Annotated in this window: 18 protein-coding genes; 11 read left to right on the top strand and 7 right to left on the bottom strand. The window is 71.0% G+C overall.

What is annotated here, in order from left to right:
* The first annotated feature begins 9 nt into the window (after positions 1–9).
* Positions 10–486 carry a GNAT family N-acetyltransferase gene (locus ACIBHY_RS24520; RefSeq protein WP_397307769.1) on the top strand — a complete coding sequence of 159 codons (477 nt, stop codon included), beginning with the start codon at positions 10–12 and terminating at the stop codon, positions 484–486.
* 47 nt (positions 487–533) lie between these two features.
* Positions 534–956 (top strand): ester cyclase, encoded by a 423-nt coding sequence (locus tag ACIBHY_RS24515; RefSeq protein ID WP_397247948.1) that lies wholly within the window; start codon positions 534–536, stop codon positions 954–956.
* Here ACIBHY_RS24515 and ACIBHY_RS24510 read toward each other — a convergent pair.
* A complete protein-coding gene (locus ACIBHY_RS24510) occupies positions 940–1,971 on the bottom strand; it encodes an AI-2E family transporter (RefSeq protein WP_397247946.1) in 1,032 nt (343 codons plus the stop codon). The genes ACIBHY_RS24515 and ACIBHY_RS24510 overlap by 17 nt on opposite strands.
* A gap of 68 nt (positions 1,972–2,039) precedes the next feature.
* Between ACIBHY_RS24510 and ACIBHY_RS24505 the strand changes: the two genes are divergently transcribed.
* On the top strand, positions 2,040–2,975 hold the full coding sequence (locus ACIBHY_RS24505) for a ribose-phosphate diphosphokinase (protein ID WP_397307768.1): 936 nt from the start codon (positions 2,040–2,042) through the stop codon (positions 2,973–2,975).
* 1 nt (position 2,976) lies between these two features.
* The gene (locus tag ACIBHY_RS24500; RefSeq protein ID WP_397307767.1) at positions 2,977–3,696 is read left to right on the top strand and encodes a nucleotidyltransferase domain-containing protein; all 720 of its coding nucleotides are present in this window, start codon (positions 2,977–2,979) and stop codon (positions 3,694–3,696) included.
* 28 nt (positions 3,697–3,724) lie between these two features.
* Here ACIBHY_RS24500 and ACIBHY_RS24495 read toward each other — a convergent pair whose 3' ends face one another.
* Positions 3,725–4,270: a TetR/AcrR family transcriptional regulator gene (locus ACIBHY_RS24495; protein WP_397247940.1), complete on the bottom strand. Its 546-nt coding sequence runs from the start codon at positions 4,268–4,270 to the stop codon at positions 3,725–3,727.
* A 70-nt stretch (positions 4,271–4,340) separates the two neighbouring features.
* Here ACIBHY_RS24495 and ACIBHY_RS24490 point away from each other — a divergent pair, with 70 nt between their 5' ends.
* The 3 genes from ACIBHY_RS24490 to ACIBHY_RS24480 are packed head-to-tail and all read left to right on the top strand — an operon-like array spanning position 4,341 to position 5,934.
* On the top strand, positions 4,341–4,967 hold the full coding sequence (locus ACIBHY_RS24490; RefSeq protein ID WP_397247938.1) for an FMN-dependent NADH-azoreductase: 627 nt from the start codon (positions 4,341–4,343) through the stop codon (positions 4,965–4,967).
* Entirely contained in the window at positions 4,964–5,278 is a 315-nt protein-coding gene (locus ACIBHY_RS24485) for a multidrug efflux SMR transporter (protein WP_184958408.1), read from the top strand. The genes ACIBHY_RS24490 and ACIBHY_RS24485 overlap by 4 nt, the downstream gene beginning before the upstream one ends.
* 20 nt (positions 5,279–5,298) lie before the next feature.
* Complete coding sequence (locus ACIBHY_RS24480; RefSeq protein WP_397247936.1) at positions 5,299–5,934, top strand: maleylpyruvate isomerase N-terminal domain-containing protein; 636 nt, start codon at positions 5,299–5,301, stop codon at positions 5,932–5,934.
* A 47-nt stretch (positions 5,935–5,981) separates the two neighbouring features.
* On the opposite strand, the gene ACIBHY_RS24475 is transcribed toward ACIBHY_RS24480, so the two are convergent.
* The 4 genes from ACIBHY_RS24475 to ACIBHY_RS24460 form a co-directional block, all read right to left on the bottom strand.
* A complete protein-coding gene (locus ACIBHY_RS24475) occupies positions 5,982–6,824 on the bottom strand; it encodes an NAD(P)H-binding protein (protein ID WP_397307766.1) in 843 nt (280 codons plus the stop codon).
* The gene (locus ACIBHY_RS24470; protein WP_397247932.1) at positions 6,821–7,741 is read right to left on the bottom strand and encodes an NAD(P)H-binding protein; all 921 of its coding nucleotides are present in this window, start codon (positions 7,739–7,741) and stop codon (positions 6,821–6,823) included. The genes ACIBHY_RS24475 and ACIBHY_RS24470 overlap by 4 nt, the downstream gene beginning before the upstream one ends.
* A 152-nt stretch (positions 7,742–7,893) precedes the next feature.
* Entirely contained in the window at positions 7,894–9,081 is a 1,188-nt protein-coding gene (locus ACIBHY_RS24465; protein WP_397247930.1) for a cation:proton antiporter, read from the bottom strand.
* Between the two features lie 126 nt (positions 9,082–9,207).
* Complete coding sequence (locus tag ACIBHY_RS24460; protein ID WP_397247928.1) at positions 9,208–9,774, bottom strand: TetR/AcrR family transcriptional regulator; 567 nt, start codon at positions 9,772–9,774, stop codon at positions 9,208–9,210.
* A gap of 60 nt (positions 9,775–9,834) precedes the next feature.
* Between ACIBHY_RS24460 and ACIBHY_RS24455 the strand changes: the two genes are divergently transcribed.
* Positions 9,835–10,968: an FAD-dependent monooxygenase gene (locus ACIBHY_RS24455; RefSeq protein ID WP_397247926.1), complete on the top strand. Its 1,134-nt coding sequence runs from the start codon at positions 9,835–9,837 to the stop codon at positions 10,966–10,968.
* A gap of 65 nt (positions 10,969–11,033) precedes the next feature.
* Positions 11,034–11,852 (top strand): NAD(P)H-binding protein, encoded by an 819-nt coding sequence (locus ACIBHY_RS24450; protein ID WP_397307765.1) that lies wholly within the window; start codon positions 11,034–11,036, stop codon positions 11,850–11,852.
* Between the two features lie 36 nt (positions 11,853–11,888).
* On the opposite strand, the gene ACIBHY_RS24445 is transcribed toward ACIBHY_RS24450, so the two are convergent.
* Positions 11,889–12,941, bottom strand: a complete 1,053-nt coding sequence (locus ACIBHY_RS24445) for an alpha/beta hydrolase family protein (RefSeq protein WP_397307764.1) — start codon at positions 12,939–12,941, stop codon at positions 11,889–11,891.
* Positions 12,942–13,049: 108 nt separating this feature from the next.
* On the opposite strand from ACIBHY_RS24445, the gene ACIBHY_RS24440 reads away from it, so the two are divergent.
* Both ACIBHY_RS24440 and ACIBHY_RS24435 read left to right on the top strand, forming a co-directional pair.
* On the top strand, positions 13,050–14,159 hold the full coding sequence (locus ACIBHY_RS24440; RefSeq protein WP_397307763.1) for a sensor histidine kinase: 1,110 nt from the start codon (positions 13,050–13,052) through the stop codon (positions 14,157–14,159).
* Positions 14,156–14,803 (top strand): response regulator, encoded by a 648-nt coding sequence (locus ACIBHY_RS24435; protein WP_397307762.1) that lies wholly within the window; start codon positions 14,156–14,158, stop codon positions 14,801–14,803. The genes ACIBHY_RS24440 and ACIBHY_RS24435 overlap by 4 nt, the downstream gene beginning before the upstream one ends.
* The last annotated feature ends 4 nt before the right edge of the window (positions 14,804–14,807 follow it).

Genomic DNA, 14,807 nt, shown 5'->3' with positions numbered 1-14,807 from the left:
GGTGGCCGGATGATCAGGCCCAGGCTTGAGGCGGACCTGGGCGCCTGCGTCGAGGCGCTGGCCGAGGTTCAGAAGGCCGACGGCTACCCGGTCTCGTGGCCGGCGGATCCGCGGGGCTGGCTGGCTCCGCCGTCCATGGTCCGGGCGTGGATCGCCGTGGAACCCGGAGCGGTCGTCGGCCACGTGGGGCTGGTGCCCGAGGATCTGGACCCCGCCGTGGCCGAGATCGTCGGCAGCGCGCGGGCGCTGACCGTCGCCAGGCTCTTCGTGACGCCGGGCGGGCGGGGCAGGGGTCTGGCGGAGAAGCTGATGGCGACCGTACGCGGGCAGGCGGACGGCCCGCTCGCGCTGGAGGTCTCCGACGAGGGGATGGCCGCGATCGCCCTGTACGAGCGCACCGGCTGGCGGCGGGTCGCCACCACCCGGGCCACCTGGCTGAACAACGCCGGCCAACCGGCCGTGATGCACCATTACGTCATGCCATGACCCGGACTTGAGCGGTCCTTGCCCCGTTTCCGGATAAGAACCCACTTATGGCACAAGCTACGAACATCCTGCTCGGCGCGCTCAACGCGTCGGCCACCGGCGACGCCTCGGCGATCCGGAAGTTCTACTCGCCCGACGTGGTGGGCTGGAGCGCGGGCGAGGACATCGCCTCGATCGAGGACCTCATCGCCGAGGCCGTCGGCAGGAGCGACGCCCTGTCGGAGATCCAGGTGCGGGCGGTGCCGGTCGAGTTCCCCGGCGGCCCGGTGGTGGCGGAGTGGACGATGACCGCCCTGCACACCGGACCGCTCAGGCTCGACGACGACCTGGAGATCGAGCCCACCGGCCGCCGCCTCGAACTGCGCGGCGCGATCTTCGCCGAGCTGACGGACGGCAAGATCGCCGACTTCCGCCAGTACTGGGACCCGGCCGACCTGCTGGAGCAGCTCGGCCTCATGGACGGGGAGTGATCTCCCGCCCGGCGACCAGGGGCGTGGCCCACCGGGTCGCCGGATCGGCGTCGAGCAGCACGGCCCGGACGAACGCGCTGAGCGGCACGGCCAGGATCGCGCCCAGCGCGCCCAGCACGTAGGCCCACACCAGCAGCGACAGCATGGTCAGCGTGGTCGACAGCCCGGCCGAGGCTCCGGCGTACTTGGGCTGGATGACCGACTGGATCACGAAGTTGAGCACGCAGTAGACGGCGATGACCCACAGCATGGTGGCCGGGCCCGACGCCAGCAGCGCCAGGAGCGCCGGCGGCACCAGCCCGATGATGAAGCCGACGTTGGGGATGTAGTTGGTGATGAAGGCCAGCAGTCCCCACAGCAGCGGCAGCGGAACCCCGAGGATCGCCAGCGCCACCGTGTCCAGCACGGCCACGACCAGCCCGAACAACGTCGAGACGACCAGGTAGTTGCAGGTGCCCTTGGCGAACCCGGCCAGCGCCGAGACCAGTGGCGACGGCGACAGCCGTTGGATCGCCCCGTGCATGAACCTCGCGTCCAGGCTCATCCCGAACAACAGCAGCACGATCAGCACCACGGCCGACATCACGCCGAGCAGCCCGGTCAGGATGCCCTGAGCGGCCCTGACGAGCTGACCCATGTCCAGTCCGCTGAAGATCGTCTTGGCCTGCTCCGAGGTGATCCCGAGCCGCCCGAGCTCGGCTGTCAGCGACGCCAGCAGCTCCTGGTACTTGGCGGCGTAGGTCGGCACCAGCGTGGCGAGCTGGGCGAGCGCCACCACCAGGGAGAGCGCCAGGGCGCCCATGACGACGATGACCGTGGCCAGCGGCACGAACACGGTGACCCAGCCGGGCGCGCCCTTGCGCGCCAGCCACCTGCGCAGCGGGCTGACCGCGATGGTCAGCGTGAGCGCGAGGAAGGCGGGCCCGATGATCTGGCTCATGTGCTTGATCCCGGCGAGCGCGATGACGGCGGCGGCGGTGCCGATCAGCAGGCGCAGGCCACGGGACAGTTGCATGGCCGCTACGTTATGGCAGCTCACGACCGCGAAGCGTGGTCAACGCGCCGACCACTATCCTGCGTGGCGTGCGCGACATCACTGTCTTCAGCGGAAGTGCCCACCCCGAACTGGCCGAGGAGATCTGCGCCCATCTGGGCACGCCCTTGCACCCGGCCGGCGTGAAACGGTTCGCCAACGACGTCCTGGAAGTACAGTTGCCGGCCAACTGCCGCGAGCGCGACGTGTATCTGATCCAGCCCCTGGTCCCGCCCACGCAGGAACACCTGGTGGAGCTCCTGCTCATGCTGGACGCCGCGCGCGGCGCCTCGGCCGCCAGGATCACGGTCGTCCTCCCCCACTACGCCTACGCCCGCTCCGACAAGAAGGACGCCCCGCGCATCTCCATCGGCGCCCGGCTCGTGGCCGATCTCATGGTGGCCGCGGGAGCGAGCCGCGTGCTGACGATGACGCTCCACTCGCCGCAGGTACACGGCTTCTTCAGCGTGCCGGTCGACCACCTGCACGCGCTGCGGGAGCTGGCCGACCACTTCCGGCAGTACGACCTGTCCAACACGGTCGTGGTCTCCCCCGACCTGGGCAACGCCAAGGAGGCGGCGGCCTTCGCCCGGCGGCTCGGCGCCGGCGTCGCGATGGGCGCCAAGCAGCGTTTCAGCGACGACCGCGTGGTGATCAGCTCGGTGATCGGCGACGTGGCGGGCAAGGACGTGATCGTGCTCGACGACGAGATCGCCAAGGGCACCACCATGATCGAACTGCTCGACCGGCTCAAGGAGCGCGGCGTCAGCAGCGTCCGCGTGGCCTGCACCCACGGCCTGTTCTCCAGCGGGGCGATCGAACGGCTCAGCGACCGGCCCGAGGTCGAGGAGATCGTCTGCACCAACACCGTGCCCGGTCACAAGTCCGGCGGCAAGCTGACCGTCCTGTCCATCGCGCCCGCCCTGGCCGAGGCGATGCGCCGCATCCACGAGGGCGAGTCCGTCAGCGCCCTGTTCGGCGCCTGACATGCACACCGAGACGGACCTGCTGCTCACGCGCTTCCTCGGCGAGATCAGGCAGGAGGTCCCGCTGCTCGCCCTGTGGGCGCACGGCTCGCTCGGCGCCGGTGACTACCAGCCGGGCCGCAGCGACCTCGACCTGATCGCCGTCGTCGAGTCCCCGGTCACCGACCCGACGCGGCTGGAGGAGATCCACGGCGACTTCCCCGAGCTGCTCCACTGCTCCTACATCGTCCGCGACGAACTGCCCGACCTGACCGCGCGGCACCTCACCGCCGCGCACGGCGAGCTGTTCCACCGCCCCGTCACGGCCGTGACCCGCCGCGAGCTGCACTCCAGCCCCGTCGAGCTGTACGGCGCCGCCGTCCCCGACCTGCTTCCCGAGGTCAGCGACGCCGAACTGCACGCGTTCATCCGCGCCGACCTGGCCGATTTCTGGCTGCTGAAGACCGACGGCTTCAAGCGCTGGCTGCAGGACATCTGGGTCGACCTCGGCCTGATCACGGTGGCCAGGGCGACGGTCACGCTCAGGGACAACCGCCTGATCACCAAGCGGGAGGCGTTCGACGTGCTGGCCGAGCTGGGCGCGCCGGAGCGGGTGGTGGCCGACGTCAGGGCCCGCCGCTACGGCTCGCCCGGCCCCAAGCTCGGCCGCGCCCGCCGGGCGATGCTGGCCCGCTCGTTCATCCGCGCCACGATCCACCGCACCCTGGCCAAGGACGCCTAGAGGCCGCGTGGAGAGTGGCGGCCACCGCCTAAAGGGCGGTGGTCAGCCTGGCCAGGGCGTCGGCGATCTGCTTCTTGGTCAGGCCGCGCTCGCGCCGCTGGTAGGTGTAGACCTCCGGGGCCAGCGGCGCGAGCAGTACGTCCACCAGCGCGTCGGGACCCGGCGTGCCGGCGGCGGCCAGCAGCGAGCGCACGTGCACGCGCCAGAAGCCGTAGGCCCCGGTCTCGAAGCGCTGCCTGCCCACCTCGGTCCCCAGCACCAGGTGGGCGTGGTCCTCCAGCAGGTCGCACATCGCCGCGTAGAAGGCGGCCAGCCGCTCGGCGGGCGGCGCGCCGGGGCCCAGCGGCGGCGGGCCCTGCATGAGCCGCTCCTGCAGCGCCCGCTCGTGCTCGTCCAGAAGCGCGACGGCGATGGCGGCCCGGTCGGGATAGCGGCGGTACAGGGTGCCCCGCCCGACGCCCGCCGCCTTGGCGATCTCGTCCATGGTGACGTCCTGCGGCGGCCGGCCGGCGAACAACTCCGCCGCCGCCCGCAGAATCTTGGCCCGGTTGCGGGCGGCATCGGCTCTTTCCATACCCAGGAATATATCCGGACAGTGCGTCCGTTTAAGCGGACAGTCCGTCCACTTAACTCCGGAGAGACCCATGCTGCTTCACCTGGACGCCAGCGCCCGCCGTGCCTCCTTCTCCCGTGAGCTGTCGCGCGCCTACGCCGACGCCTGGCGCGCCGCCCACCCCGGTGCCGGATACCTCTACCGCGACCTGGCCGCCGACCCGGTCCCGCACATCACCGAGGCCTGGACCGAGCTGTGCGACCACGTGCTCCGGCACGAGATCACCGACATCTCCCGGTACGGCGAGGCCGTCTCCACCCCCGCCCAGAGCGAGGCCTGGCAGACGCTCAAGCCGCTGCTCGACGAGGTGGTCGCCGCCGACGTCGTGCTGATCGGGACCCCGATGTACAACTACTCGATCCCGTCGTCGCTGAAGGCCTGGCTCGACCAGATCACCTTCCCGAAGATGTCGCTGCGCGGCCGCCGCTTCGTGGTGACCTCCGCCCGCGGCGGCGCCTACGGCCCGGGGACCGTCCGCGAGCCCATGGACTACCAGGAGCGCTACCTGCGCGACTTCTTCAAGGGCCACTTCGACGTGGAGGACGTCTCCTTCATCAGCACCGAACTGGCCAACGCCCTGATCGACCCCCGGCTGTCGCACCTGCGCGAGCAGCACGAGGAGTCGCGCCGTGCCGCCCTCAAGGAGGCGTCCAAGTGAACTGGCTCATTCTCGCCCTGGCCGGCCTGGTCGAAGTCGCCTGGTCGCAGAGCATCAAGCCCACCCAGAACTTCACCCGGCCCATCCCCACCCTGGTCAGCCTGCTGCTGATGGCGGCGGCGGTGTTCCTGCTGTCACTGGCCATGAACACGCTGCCCGTCGGCACCGCCTACGCGGTCTTCACCGGCATCGGCGCCGTGGGCGCGATCGTCCTCGGCATCGTGCTCAACGACGACCCGGTGTCCGTGGGCAGGATGGCGGCGCTGGCGCTGATAGTCGGCGGGATAGTGTTGGCGCGAGTAACGACCTGACCCCTCCGAAAGGCATGCGCATGGGTGAGATTCGGGAGTCCTACCTGATCGCCGCCGGCTCGGCGGTCGCGCTGCTCGGCCACCCCGCGGTCGCCGCCGCGTGGGAGAAGCCGAGCGCGCTGACCGAGTTCAGCGTCCGCGGGCTGGCCGGACATCTGGGTCACCAACTGGTCAGAGTGGACGAGGTCCTGCCGCGACCGGCCCTCCAGCCGCCCATCGCGCTCATCGAGCACTACATCAGTTCGCCCTGGGTCGAGGCCGGGCTCGACCACGAGAGCAACCTGACCATCCGGCAGGGCGGCGAGTCGATCGCCGCCTGCGGTCCCGGCGTGCTGGCCGGCCGGATGGCCGAGGTGCTCGCCCACCTCACCGCGGCGCTGCCCGCCGAACCTGCCGACCGGGTCGTGCACCTCGACTGGAACGGCTGGTCACTGCGGCTGGACGACTTCCTGCTCACGCGGCTCATGGAGATCGTCGTGCACTCCGACGACCTGGCGGCCAGCGTGGGGCTTGAGACGCCCGAGCTGCCGGACTCGGTGATCGATCCGGTCGTCGACCTGCTGGCGCGGCTGGCCGTACACCGGCATGGGGCCACGGCGGTCATCCGCACGCTGAGCAGGGCCGAGCGGGCGCCCGCCACCATCAGCGCCTTCTAGCCCTGCCCAGGAGTCACCGGCTCATCTGGTTGATGAGCCGGTGCGGATCAGCGGAAGTCGTGAGCGTGGTCGGCCGCCCATCGGGCGAACGAGGTGGGCGGACGGCCCGTGAGGCGTTCGAAGGTGTCAGAGCCGGGGACCCTGCCGCTCCCTCCGGCCGACGTGCCGTAAAGGTCCAGCAGCCAGTCGATGACCTCGTGGTCGACACCCTGCTCGGGGTCGTACCACTCCGCTCGCGCCTGCTCAGGCGTCAGCTCCACGAAGCGGACCTCCTCCCCGATCGCCTCGCCGATGAGCCGCACCTGCTCGGCCACCGTCAGAGCCTCGGGACCGGCAAGGACGTAGATCTGCCCGGCATGCCCCTCTTCGACCAGGGCGCGAGCGGCCACCAGAGCGATGTCGGCCTCATGCGTCGGCCTGGTGACCGCCTCGCCGAATGGCCGTCGCACCTCGCGCTTGTCCCGGATGTCTGCGGCGTAGTCGAGCCAGTTGGCGGCGAACTCGCTGGGCCGTGCGAGTGTCCACTCCAGACCGGACTCCTGGACCGCGACCTCCACCGCGCGGTAGCCGCCCTCCTCGTCGTCGGCCTCCTCCTCGGCCAGCGCTCCGGACAGGACGACGATGCGCCGCACCCCGGCCCGCCTGGCCATCGCGACCACCTCCCTGGCCGTCTCCGCCACCGGGAACAGGTACATGCGCTCGACGCCCTTGAGCGCCTCCGCCAGGGACTCGGGGTTCTCCAGGTCTCCGCGTACCACCTCCGCCCCCTCCGGCAGCCCGGCGCTCTCCGGCCGGCGCGTCAGCGCCCGCACGCGTACGCCCGCCCGCAGCAGTTCGGCCACGACGCCGCGCCCGACCCTGCCGGTCGCTCCCGTCACCAGTACCGTCATCGCCGGCCCTCCCTGCCGCTCACCTGGAAGTCCGCCCTGTGGTCGCGCGCCCACTGCGCGAACGTGCGGGGCGGCCGTCCGGTGAGGCGTTCATAGGTGTCGGTGGCGGGTATGAGGTCCGGCTCGTCGGCCAGGGCCGCCCGCAACTCCAGCACCCAGTCCAGGAGCTCGTGGTCGACGCCCTGCTCGGGGTCGTACCACTCCGCTCGCGCCTGCTCAGGCGTCAGCTCCACGAAGCGGACCTCCTCCCCGATCGCCTCGCCGACGAGCCGCACCTGCTCCAGCTGGGTGACCTTCTCCGGCCCCGTGATGGTGTACGCGGCCCCGAGGTGCTCGTCGGTGAGCAGCGCGGCGACCGCGATCTCCGCCACGTCGGCCTCGTGCACGAGCGCACTGCCCGATTTCGGGTACGGCGCGCGCACCGCACCGGTGCCGCGGATCTCCTCGGCCCAGTCGAGCGCGCCACTGGCCAGCAGACCGGGGCGGACATGCGTCCACTCGGCCCCACTGGCCTCGACGGCCAGTTCGACCATGCGATGCCCGTCGCGCTCCTCGTCGAGGTGGCGCCGCAGCGCGGACCCATGCGGTTGGCCGGGCCCCTGCCCCGGGGCCGGGTCGAAGCCGGCGGCCACCGCCGAGTGGACCACGAACCTGCGTGTCCCCGCCGCGACCGCCGCCTCGACGAAGCTCCCGCCGGCGAACGGGAACAGATGCACCCGCTCCACCCCGTCAAGCGCGGCCGCCCATGTCTCCGGCCGTTCGAAGTCCCCCTGGACCACCTCGGTCCCTGCCGGAAGCAGAGCCGCGGCGGCCTGCGGGTCACGGGCCATCGCGCGTACGCGCTGACCGGCGCCGACCAGCCCGGCGACCACCCTCCTGCCGACTTTTCCGCTCGAACCTGTTACCAACAGCGTCACGTAGACTCCCCTGCGGTTACCTGAAGGTTGCCGAGGAACCGCCGCGCCCGTGCCCGCGTTCGCGGCGGTTCCGTTGTCCCGGAGGATGCTAGGACGGATTTTGATTTTTCGCCTATGGACCGATCTATGGACCGATCTACGGCGCGGCTGAGCTAGGGCCGATACCTCCGGGCGGCGACGGGCGAGCCCAGCCCGTGCAGGACGACGCTGCCGAGCACAGTGATCACCAGTGCCGTCAGCACGAGAATGGCAACGTCGTCGTGCAGTTCGTTGAAGGCCAGGAGCCCGAACACGATCGACGTCGTCCCACGCGGCCCGAGCGACCCGATGAGCAGCCCTTCCTTGGCAGGCACTCCGGACCCGATGAGCGACAACATCACCGGCGCGATCCGCACCACTGTCAGCGCTGCCACGCAGAACACCAGCAGCCTCCAGTCCACACCTCCCCACAGCGCGAACAAGGCCGCCGTCCCGAAGACGAACCACATGACGACACCGAGCAAAAAGCCGATGTCGTCGATCAGTTCCATCTCCCGGCGCGTCTCTTCGCTCTGCCGTACGGCATGGAAGACGAACCCGCACACGAACGACGCGACGAACCCGTTGCCGCCGATGGCCACCGCGGTGCCGTACGTCAGCAACGGCGCCGCGACCACGACCAGCCGCTTCGACTGGGTGCTCATGAATCCCGCCCGTCCGGCGCGGCTCACCAAGAAGCCCAGCAGCGCCCCCAGCGCGAGGCCCACCAGGATCGCCTTCGCCGCCGAAGGCCAGGCCGAGCCCAGTGCGTCCCCCGGCGTCTGTGTCTTCGTGCCGTCTCCCGCCAGGACCAACGCGAAGAGGATGATCGGCGACACGACCCCGTCGTTGTATCCGCCCTCCACGTTGAGCACGTCTTTCACCCGCGCCGGCAACCGCGGATCCCGCAGAATCGCCTGCGCGGGCGCGTAGTCGGTGGGCATCACCACACACGCGATCACCAGCAGCACGGGCCACGCCACCTCCGGCAGCAACCACCACCCCATCGCCACGGTGAGCGCCAGGCTCAAGGGCAGCGCGATCAGCAGAACCCGTAGCGCCGCCCCGGGACTGCGGCCCAACATCCCGTCCTGGACGTCGGCCGCGTCGATGAACAACAGCACCGCCAGAATGATCTCCGCCGCCCGCAACGCCGCGTGCGTGTTGAGCGTCTCCCCGATGCTGTCGCGAACCGTCAGTCCCACGAGCGCCCCCGCCACCACCGCGACAACGGGCGCGGTGAGCCGCCATTGCTCGAACTTCCCGGCCATCAGGGACCAGACGACGAGTGTGGCGCCAACGGCGATGATCGAGGAAATCACGACCGGTATCGTCGCAGGTCCGCCCCCTGATCTCAGCGCGCCGCACGGTACGCCGCGAGCTCGGCGGGACTGAGCCGGAGTCCTGCGCCCGTCAAAGCCGACGGCAGCCCATGAGACGGCGCATCCCTAGGACACGATCGAGCGAAGGGCCGTGACGACGTCGCGGCCCTTCATCGCGCTCGCGGGGTCGAGCAGCCACTGGCCCAGCAGCCCGGTCAGCATGGCCTGGTAGAACGTGCCGACCAGGCGGGCGCGCTCCGGCTCGGCGGCCGGGTCGATGCCCTGGAACAACTCCGCCAGCCCCGTACGCGCCTCGCCCATGACGCCGATCAGCTGGGCGCGCACCTCCGGCAGATGGTCGATCTGCCCGAGCAGGTCGAACTGCGTGACCCAGAGCGGCCGCATCCGCTCGAACGATTCCACGACCCGGTCCCAGGCGCTCTCGAAACGTTCGAGCGGGGTGACGTCCGGCTTGAGGTCGGCGGTGAGCGTGGCCCCGAGCTCGTCGCCCCATTCGCGCATGACGTCGAACAACGCCTCGTTCATGAGTGTGTCCTTCGAGCCGAAGTGGTAGCCGATCGCGGCCAGGCTCACACCCGAGGCGTTGGCGATGTCGCGCGCCGTCGTGCGCGAGTAGCCCTTCTCCAGCAGACAGCTCTTGGCACCGGCCAGCAGTTCCTCGCGATTTCCCATGGCAGAAGATTAGCACAAACGTCTTGCACAAGCGTCTAAGACAAGTGTACCGTTCAGGACATGACGAACATCCTGATCTCCGGCGCCAGCGTCGCCGGCACCGCGACCGCCTACTGGCTGCGCCGCCACGGCTTCACCGTCACCGTCGTCGAGCGGGCCACCGAGATCCGCAAGGGCGGCTACAAGGTCGACATCCGGGGCGCCGCGCTCACCGTGATCGAGCGGATGGGACTGCTGGAGGCCGTCCGGGCGCACAGCACCGAGATGACGATCGCGACCAACTACGACGCCCGCGGCCGGGTCATGGCCACCATGGACGCCGACCTGTTCGGCGGCCGACAGAAGGACGACGCCGAGATCATGCGCGGCGACCTCACCGAACTGCTCTACGAGCTGACCCGCGACGAGGTGGAGTACGTGTTCGACGACTCCATCACCGCCATCGACGAGGACGGGACCGTCGCCTTCGAGCGCTCGGCCCCGCGCCGCTTCGACTACGTCGTGGGCGCCGACGGCGTGCACTCCAACGTCCGCGGGCTGGCCTTCGGCGAGGAGAAGCGGTTCGCCCGCGACCTCGGCTACCAGATCGCGATCGCCACCGTGCCCAACCACCTGGGCCTGGATCGCGAGGAGGCGGTGCACCTGGCGCCGGGCCGTACCGCCAACGTCTACAGCACCAAGCAGGACGGCGACGCCAAGGCGCTGTTCATGTGGTCGGGCGAGCAGGACGTCCACGAGGCCTTCGCCGGGGTCGGCTGGGAGGTGCCCAGACTGCTGGAGGCGGTGCGGCGGTCGGACGACTTCTACCGCGACACGCTCACCCAGATCCACATGGACTCCTGGTCGAAGGGGCGCGTGGTGCTGGTCGGCGACGCCGGTTACTGCGCCTCGCCCGCCTCCGGCCAGGGGACCAGCCTGGCGCTGGTCGGCGCGTACGTCCTGGCGGGCGAGCTGGCAGGCGGCTCGCTGGAGGGCTACGAGCGCGAGATGCGGCACTTCGTCGAGGAGAACCAGAAGCTCGGCCCGACGAACATCAAGGGCATCGTCCTGGCGTCGGCCGGCATGATCTGGTTCCAGCTCAAGATGATCAAGCTGCTCCCCCGCCTGCCCTGGAAGGACGCGATGATCGACCGCATCGCGGGCGGCATCGGCCGGGCGGCCAACGCCATCTCGCTGAAGAAATATGTGGAATAAAGCGTTCCGTTCTGTTAGAGTGATATCAGAACGTTCCGTTCCACACTCTTCAGAAGGAGCTTCCCATGACTTTCCTCGTCACCGGCGCCACCGGTACGGTCGGCCGCAACGTCGTCGCCGAGCTGCTTGAGGCCGGCCACCAGGTGCGGGCGCTGACCAGGAACCCCGAGAAGGCCGGGCTGCCCGAGGGCGTCGAGGTCGTCGCCGGCGACCTCGCGCAGCCCGAGACCCTCGACGCCGCCTTCGCCGGCGTCACCGCCGTCCACCTGATCAACTTCGCCGGCGACAACTACGAGCCTCTGGAGAACGGCGACCTGATCGTCAAGCTGGCCGAGAAGCACGGCGTACGGCGGGCCACCGTCCTCGGCGGCCGCGCCGACGGCCCCCTGGAGCAGGCGCTGACCGGAAGCGAGCTGCAGTGGACGCTGCTCAGCCCGGTCGAGTTCATGTCCAACACCAAGCAGTGGTGGGCCGAGACGGTCCGCGCCGGCGAGGTCATCAAGGAGCCGTTCGGCGGGCGGCTCAGCGCGATGGTGCACGAGCGCGACATCGCCGCGGTGGCGGCCAAGGTCCTCGTCGACGGCGGCTACGACGGCCAGGAGCTCGTGCTGACCGGCCCCGAGGCGGTCACGACCGAGGAGAAGGCCCGCCAGCTCGGCGCGGCGATCGGCAAGGAGGTCGCCTTCGAGGAGCTGACCGAGGCCGGGGCCCGCGAGATGTGGGCCGCCAAGGGCATGGGCCCGGAGCTGATCGAGTTCCTGGTCGACGCCCTCGGCAACACCCCCGAGATCGGCTACACCGTGGTCGACACCGTCGAGCGCGTCACCGGCCGCCCGGCGCGTTCCTTCGCCCAGTGGGCGCAGGAGAACGCGGCCGCTTTCTGAGCCGCCGGGGGCTCTCCGCGGAGAGCCCCCGCTCACCTACTTCCAGCGCTTCACCACGGAGTCTTCCGGCCGGTCCAGCAGCGGCGCCTTCTCGCCGCGCAGGTGCCTGTCCAGGAAGGCTCCTACGTATGTCCGGGTCAGCAAGAGTCCGCGGGTGCCGCCGATCTCGGAGTCGGGCAGGCCGATCTGCGGCTGCAGGACGCCGTAGTCGGTGAAGCTCGCGTGCACGCTGCCGTCGATCGTCAGCCAGCGCTTCCAGCCCGTCATGTTCGCGAACGCCTGGCCCCAGGTCGTGTCCTTGCCGGCCGGCTCGTGCGAGGCGGGGTTGCCGAGCAGCAGGAACGGCCGCGCGAGCCGCCCGGGAACCGGGTTGAACGTGCCGTCCAGGTTGACGCCCGCCCTGATCCGCCGGTCGGCGAGCATCGCGTGCGCGGTGGTGTTGCCGCCGGCCGACATGCCCACCATCGCAACGCCGCCCACCCGCCACCGCTTCTTCACCTCGTCCAGCACGAACCGGACGTCCTTAACCCGGCTCGCGGCCACCTTCGCCAGGTCCTGGCCCTTGACGCAGGCCAGGCAGGTCGTGGTCCGGCCGTCGGGGAAGGTCGCGACGGCCTCGTAGGTGTGCTCGACCGCGGCCACGAGATAGCCGCGGCTGGCGAAGTCCTCCGCCAGCGTGGTCATCGTCGCCCTCGGCCAGCTGAACCCCGGCGACATCAGCACCAGCGGCAGCCGCCCCCTGCGCGGCACGGCGTCGGTGGTGGCATGCGTCTTCGTCCGCGAGAGGATCTCCGGCGGGACCTCGGGGAACTGCTTCAGGATCAGCGCCGACTCCTCCGGGCTGACGTAGCGCACCGGCTTCCCGCCCGCCTTCCTGGCCGGGTACCAGACCGAGACCAGCAGCTCGCGGCTCTTGGCCGCGGGGTTCCACGGATCGGGCCGGGAGGAGTCCACGAGATGCAGGGTCGACAGGCCCACGGGGGCCTCGCCGGTGGGCCGCGGCAGCTCAGGCGTGGTGGCGGCCTGGGCTGCGGTGCCGTTCGCGAGGGTCAGCGCGGCGGCGGTCACGAGGGTCAGGGTGCGTTTCATGGCCCCAGACTCGCGGTGACCCGCCCGCTCACGCCCGCTGCGAACGTCGATCGGCACCCCCTACTTTCGTCGTCATACGCGCAGGTCAACCGGCCATACCCTCGAAGCATGCCCCGTGTCCTCCTCGGCCTCGCGATGTTCGCGCTCTCGCTCGGGCCCGCCACCGGTCAGCTCGGCGTGGCCTCCGGGCTGCCGTTGCCTGTGCTGCTCGCGATCGCCGGCGTCGCGGCCGTCGCCGCCTGGCACGCCCCGCGCGCGTGGTGGCCGCTGGCCGTCGTGGGCGCGGCGGCGTACGCGGGGCTGGGGATCTGGCCGCCGATCATGCTGGCCTCCTACTACGCGGGCGCCACCCTGCGGCGCGGCCGTGACGTCGCCGCCTACCTGGGCGCCGCCGCGCTCGTCGTGGCTCTGTCGGTCGCGATCGGCCGGGCGGTCGGCGGCGAGCGGGAGATGGTGACGGCCACGCCGGTCAACGCGCTCTTCATGGCCCTGCTCACGATCGTCGTGCCGCTGCTGGCCGGGCTGTGGATACGGGCGCGGGCCGAGGTACGCGCCGCCGCCCGCGAGCGCGCGGAACGCCTGGAGCAGGAGCAGGTCATGCGCGCCGAGCGGGCCCGCGCGCACGAACGCGCGCGCATCGCCCGTGAGATGCACGACGTCGTCGCGCACCGCGTCTCGCTGATGGTGCTGCACGCCGGCGCGCTGGAGATGCGCGCCCCCGACGACGGTACGGCGCGGGCCGCCGCGCTGATCGGCGGCATCGGCAGGGAGGCGCTGACCAACCTCCGCGACGTGCTCGGCGTCCTGCGGCACGACACCTCCCGCGACCCCCAGCCCACGCTCGCCGACCTCGACCGGCTGCTCGACCAGTCCCGCGAGCTGGGTATCGAGGTGACCCGCCGGGACGAGGGCGAACGCCGTCCCCTGCGTGACGCGGTGGAGCGGACGGCGTACCGGATCGTCCAGGAGGCCCTCACCAACGTGCACAAACACAGCGGCGGCGCCCCGACGGCCGTGACCCTCCGCTTCGAGGGCGCGGACCTGGAGATAGAGGTACACAACGCCCGCCCGGCCCCGACCGCGCCGGCGACGGCGCCGGCGCCGTCGGGGTGGGGCCTGGTCGGGCTGCGGGAGCGGGTGGAGCTGATCGGCGGCACGCTCGCGGCCGGCGCCGCACCCGACGGCGGCTTCCGGGTACGCGCCAGGATCCCGGCATGATCCGCGTCCTGGTCGTCGACGACGAGGAACTGGTCAGGTCCGGCCTGCGGATGATCCTGGAGGCGGCGGGCGGCATCTCGGTCGTCGGCGAGGCCCGCGCCGGCGACGAGGCCGTCACCGCGGCGGCCAGGCTGCGTCCCGAGGTGGTGCTCATGGACGTGCGGATGCCCGGCACCGACGGCCTGGCCGCCGCCGCCCGCGTCCTGGCCGGGGAGCGGGCACCGAAGGTGGTCATGCTGACGACGTTCGACCTGGACGAGTACGTCCACGAGGCGCTCCGGCTGGGCGCGGTCGGCTTCCTCCTGAAGGACACGCCGCCCAGAGAGCTCGCCGCTGCCGTCCGCACCGTGGCCGCGGGACAGGCCATGCTCTCGCCCACGGTGACCAGACGCCTGATCTCCGCCTTCGCCGACCGGGCTCCCTCACGCGCGGACCGGGCCCGCGAGCGGCTCGCCCTGCTCACCGGCCGGGAGGAGGACGTCATCCGCTGCCTGGCCCGCGGCCTGTCCAACGCCGAGATCGGCCGCGAACTCCACCTGATGGAAGCCACGGTCAAGGCGCACGTCAGCCGCGTCCTGGCCAAACTCGGCCTCGCCAACCGCGTCCAGGCCGCCGTCCTCGTCCACGACGCCGACCTGGGCTGACCTC

The sequence above is a fragment of the Nonomuraea sp. NPDC050547 genome, assembly GCF_044457345.1.
Lineage (GTDB): Bacteria > Actinomycetota > Actinomycetes > Streptosporangiales > Streptosporangiaceae > Nonomuraea.
The sequence above is the reverse complement of the archived record's forward strand: the minus strand, read 5'-3'. Positions and strand labels throughout refer to the sequence as shown.

Bases quoted from the DNA above. Each gene is read 5' to 3' on its own strand.
- ACIBHY_RS24495 (WP_397247940.1), bottom strand. From the start codon at position 4,270: ATGGAAAGAGCCGATGCCGCCCGCAACCGGGCCAAGATTCTGCGGGCG.
- ACIBHY_RS24510 (WP_397247946.1), bottom strand. From the start codon at position 1,971: ATGCAACTGTCCCGTGGCCTGCGCCTGCTGATCGGCACCGCCGCCGCC.
- ACIBHY_RS24520 (WP_397307769.1), top strand. From the start codon at position 10: ATGATCAGGCCCAGGCTTGAGGCGGACCTGGGCGCCTGCGTCGAGGCG.
- ACIBHY_RS24440 (WP_397307763.1), top strand. From the start codon at position 13,050: ATGCCCCGTGTCCTCCTCGGCCTCGCGATGTTCGCGCTCTCGCTCGGG.
- ACIBHY_RS24515 (WP_397247948.1), top strand. From the start codon at position 534: ATGGCACAAGCTACGAACATCCTGCTCGGCGCGCTCAACGCGTCGGCC.
- ACIBHY_RS24490 (WP_397247938.1), top strand. From the start codon at position 4,341: ATGCTGCTTCACCTGGACGCCAGCGCCCGCCGTGCCTCCTTCTCCCGT.
- ACIBHY_RS24455 (WP_397247926.1), top strand. From the start codon at position 9,835: ATGACGAACATCCTGATCTCCGGCGCCAGCGTCGCCGGCACCGCGACC.
- ACIBHY_RS24500 (WP_397307767.1), top strand. From the start codon at position 2,977: ATGCACACCGAGACGGACCTGCTGCTCACGCGCTTCCTCGGCGAGATC.
- ACIBHY_RS24460 (WP_397247928.1), bottom strand. From the start codon at position 9,774: ATGGGAAATCGCGAGGAACTGCTGGCCGGTGCCAAGAGCTGTCTGCTG.
- ACIBHY_RS24435 (WP_397307762.1), top strand. From the start codon at position 14,156: ATGATCCGCGTCCTGGTCGTCGACGACGAGGAACTGGTCAGGTCCGGC.
- ACIBHY_RS24480 (WP_397247936.1), top strand. From the start codon at position 5,299: ATGGGTGAGATTCGGGAGTCCTACCTGATCGCCGCCGGCTCGGCGGTC.
- ACIBHY_RS24450 (WP_397307765.1), top strand. From the start codon at position 11,034: ATGACTTTCCTCGTCACCGGCGCCACCGGTACGGTCGGCCGCAACGTC.
- ACIBHY_RS24445 (WP_397307764.1), bottom strand. From the start codon at position 12,941: ATGAAACGCACCCTGACCCTCGTGACCGCCGCCGCGCTGACCCTCGCG.
- ACIBHY_RS24475 (WP_397307766.1), bottom strand. From the start codon at position 6,824: ATGACGGTACTGGTGACGGGAGCGACCGGCAGGGTCGGGCGCGGCGTC.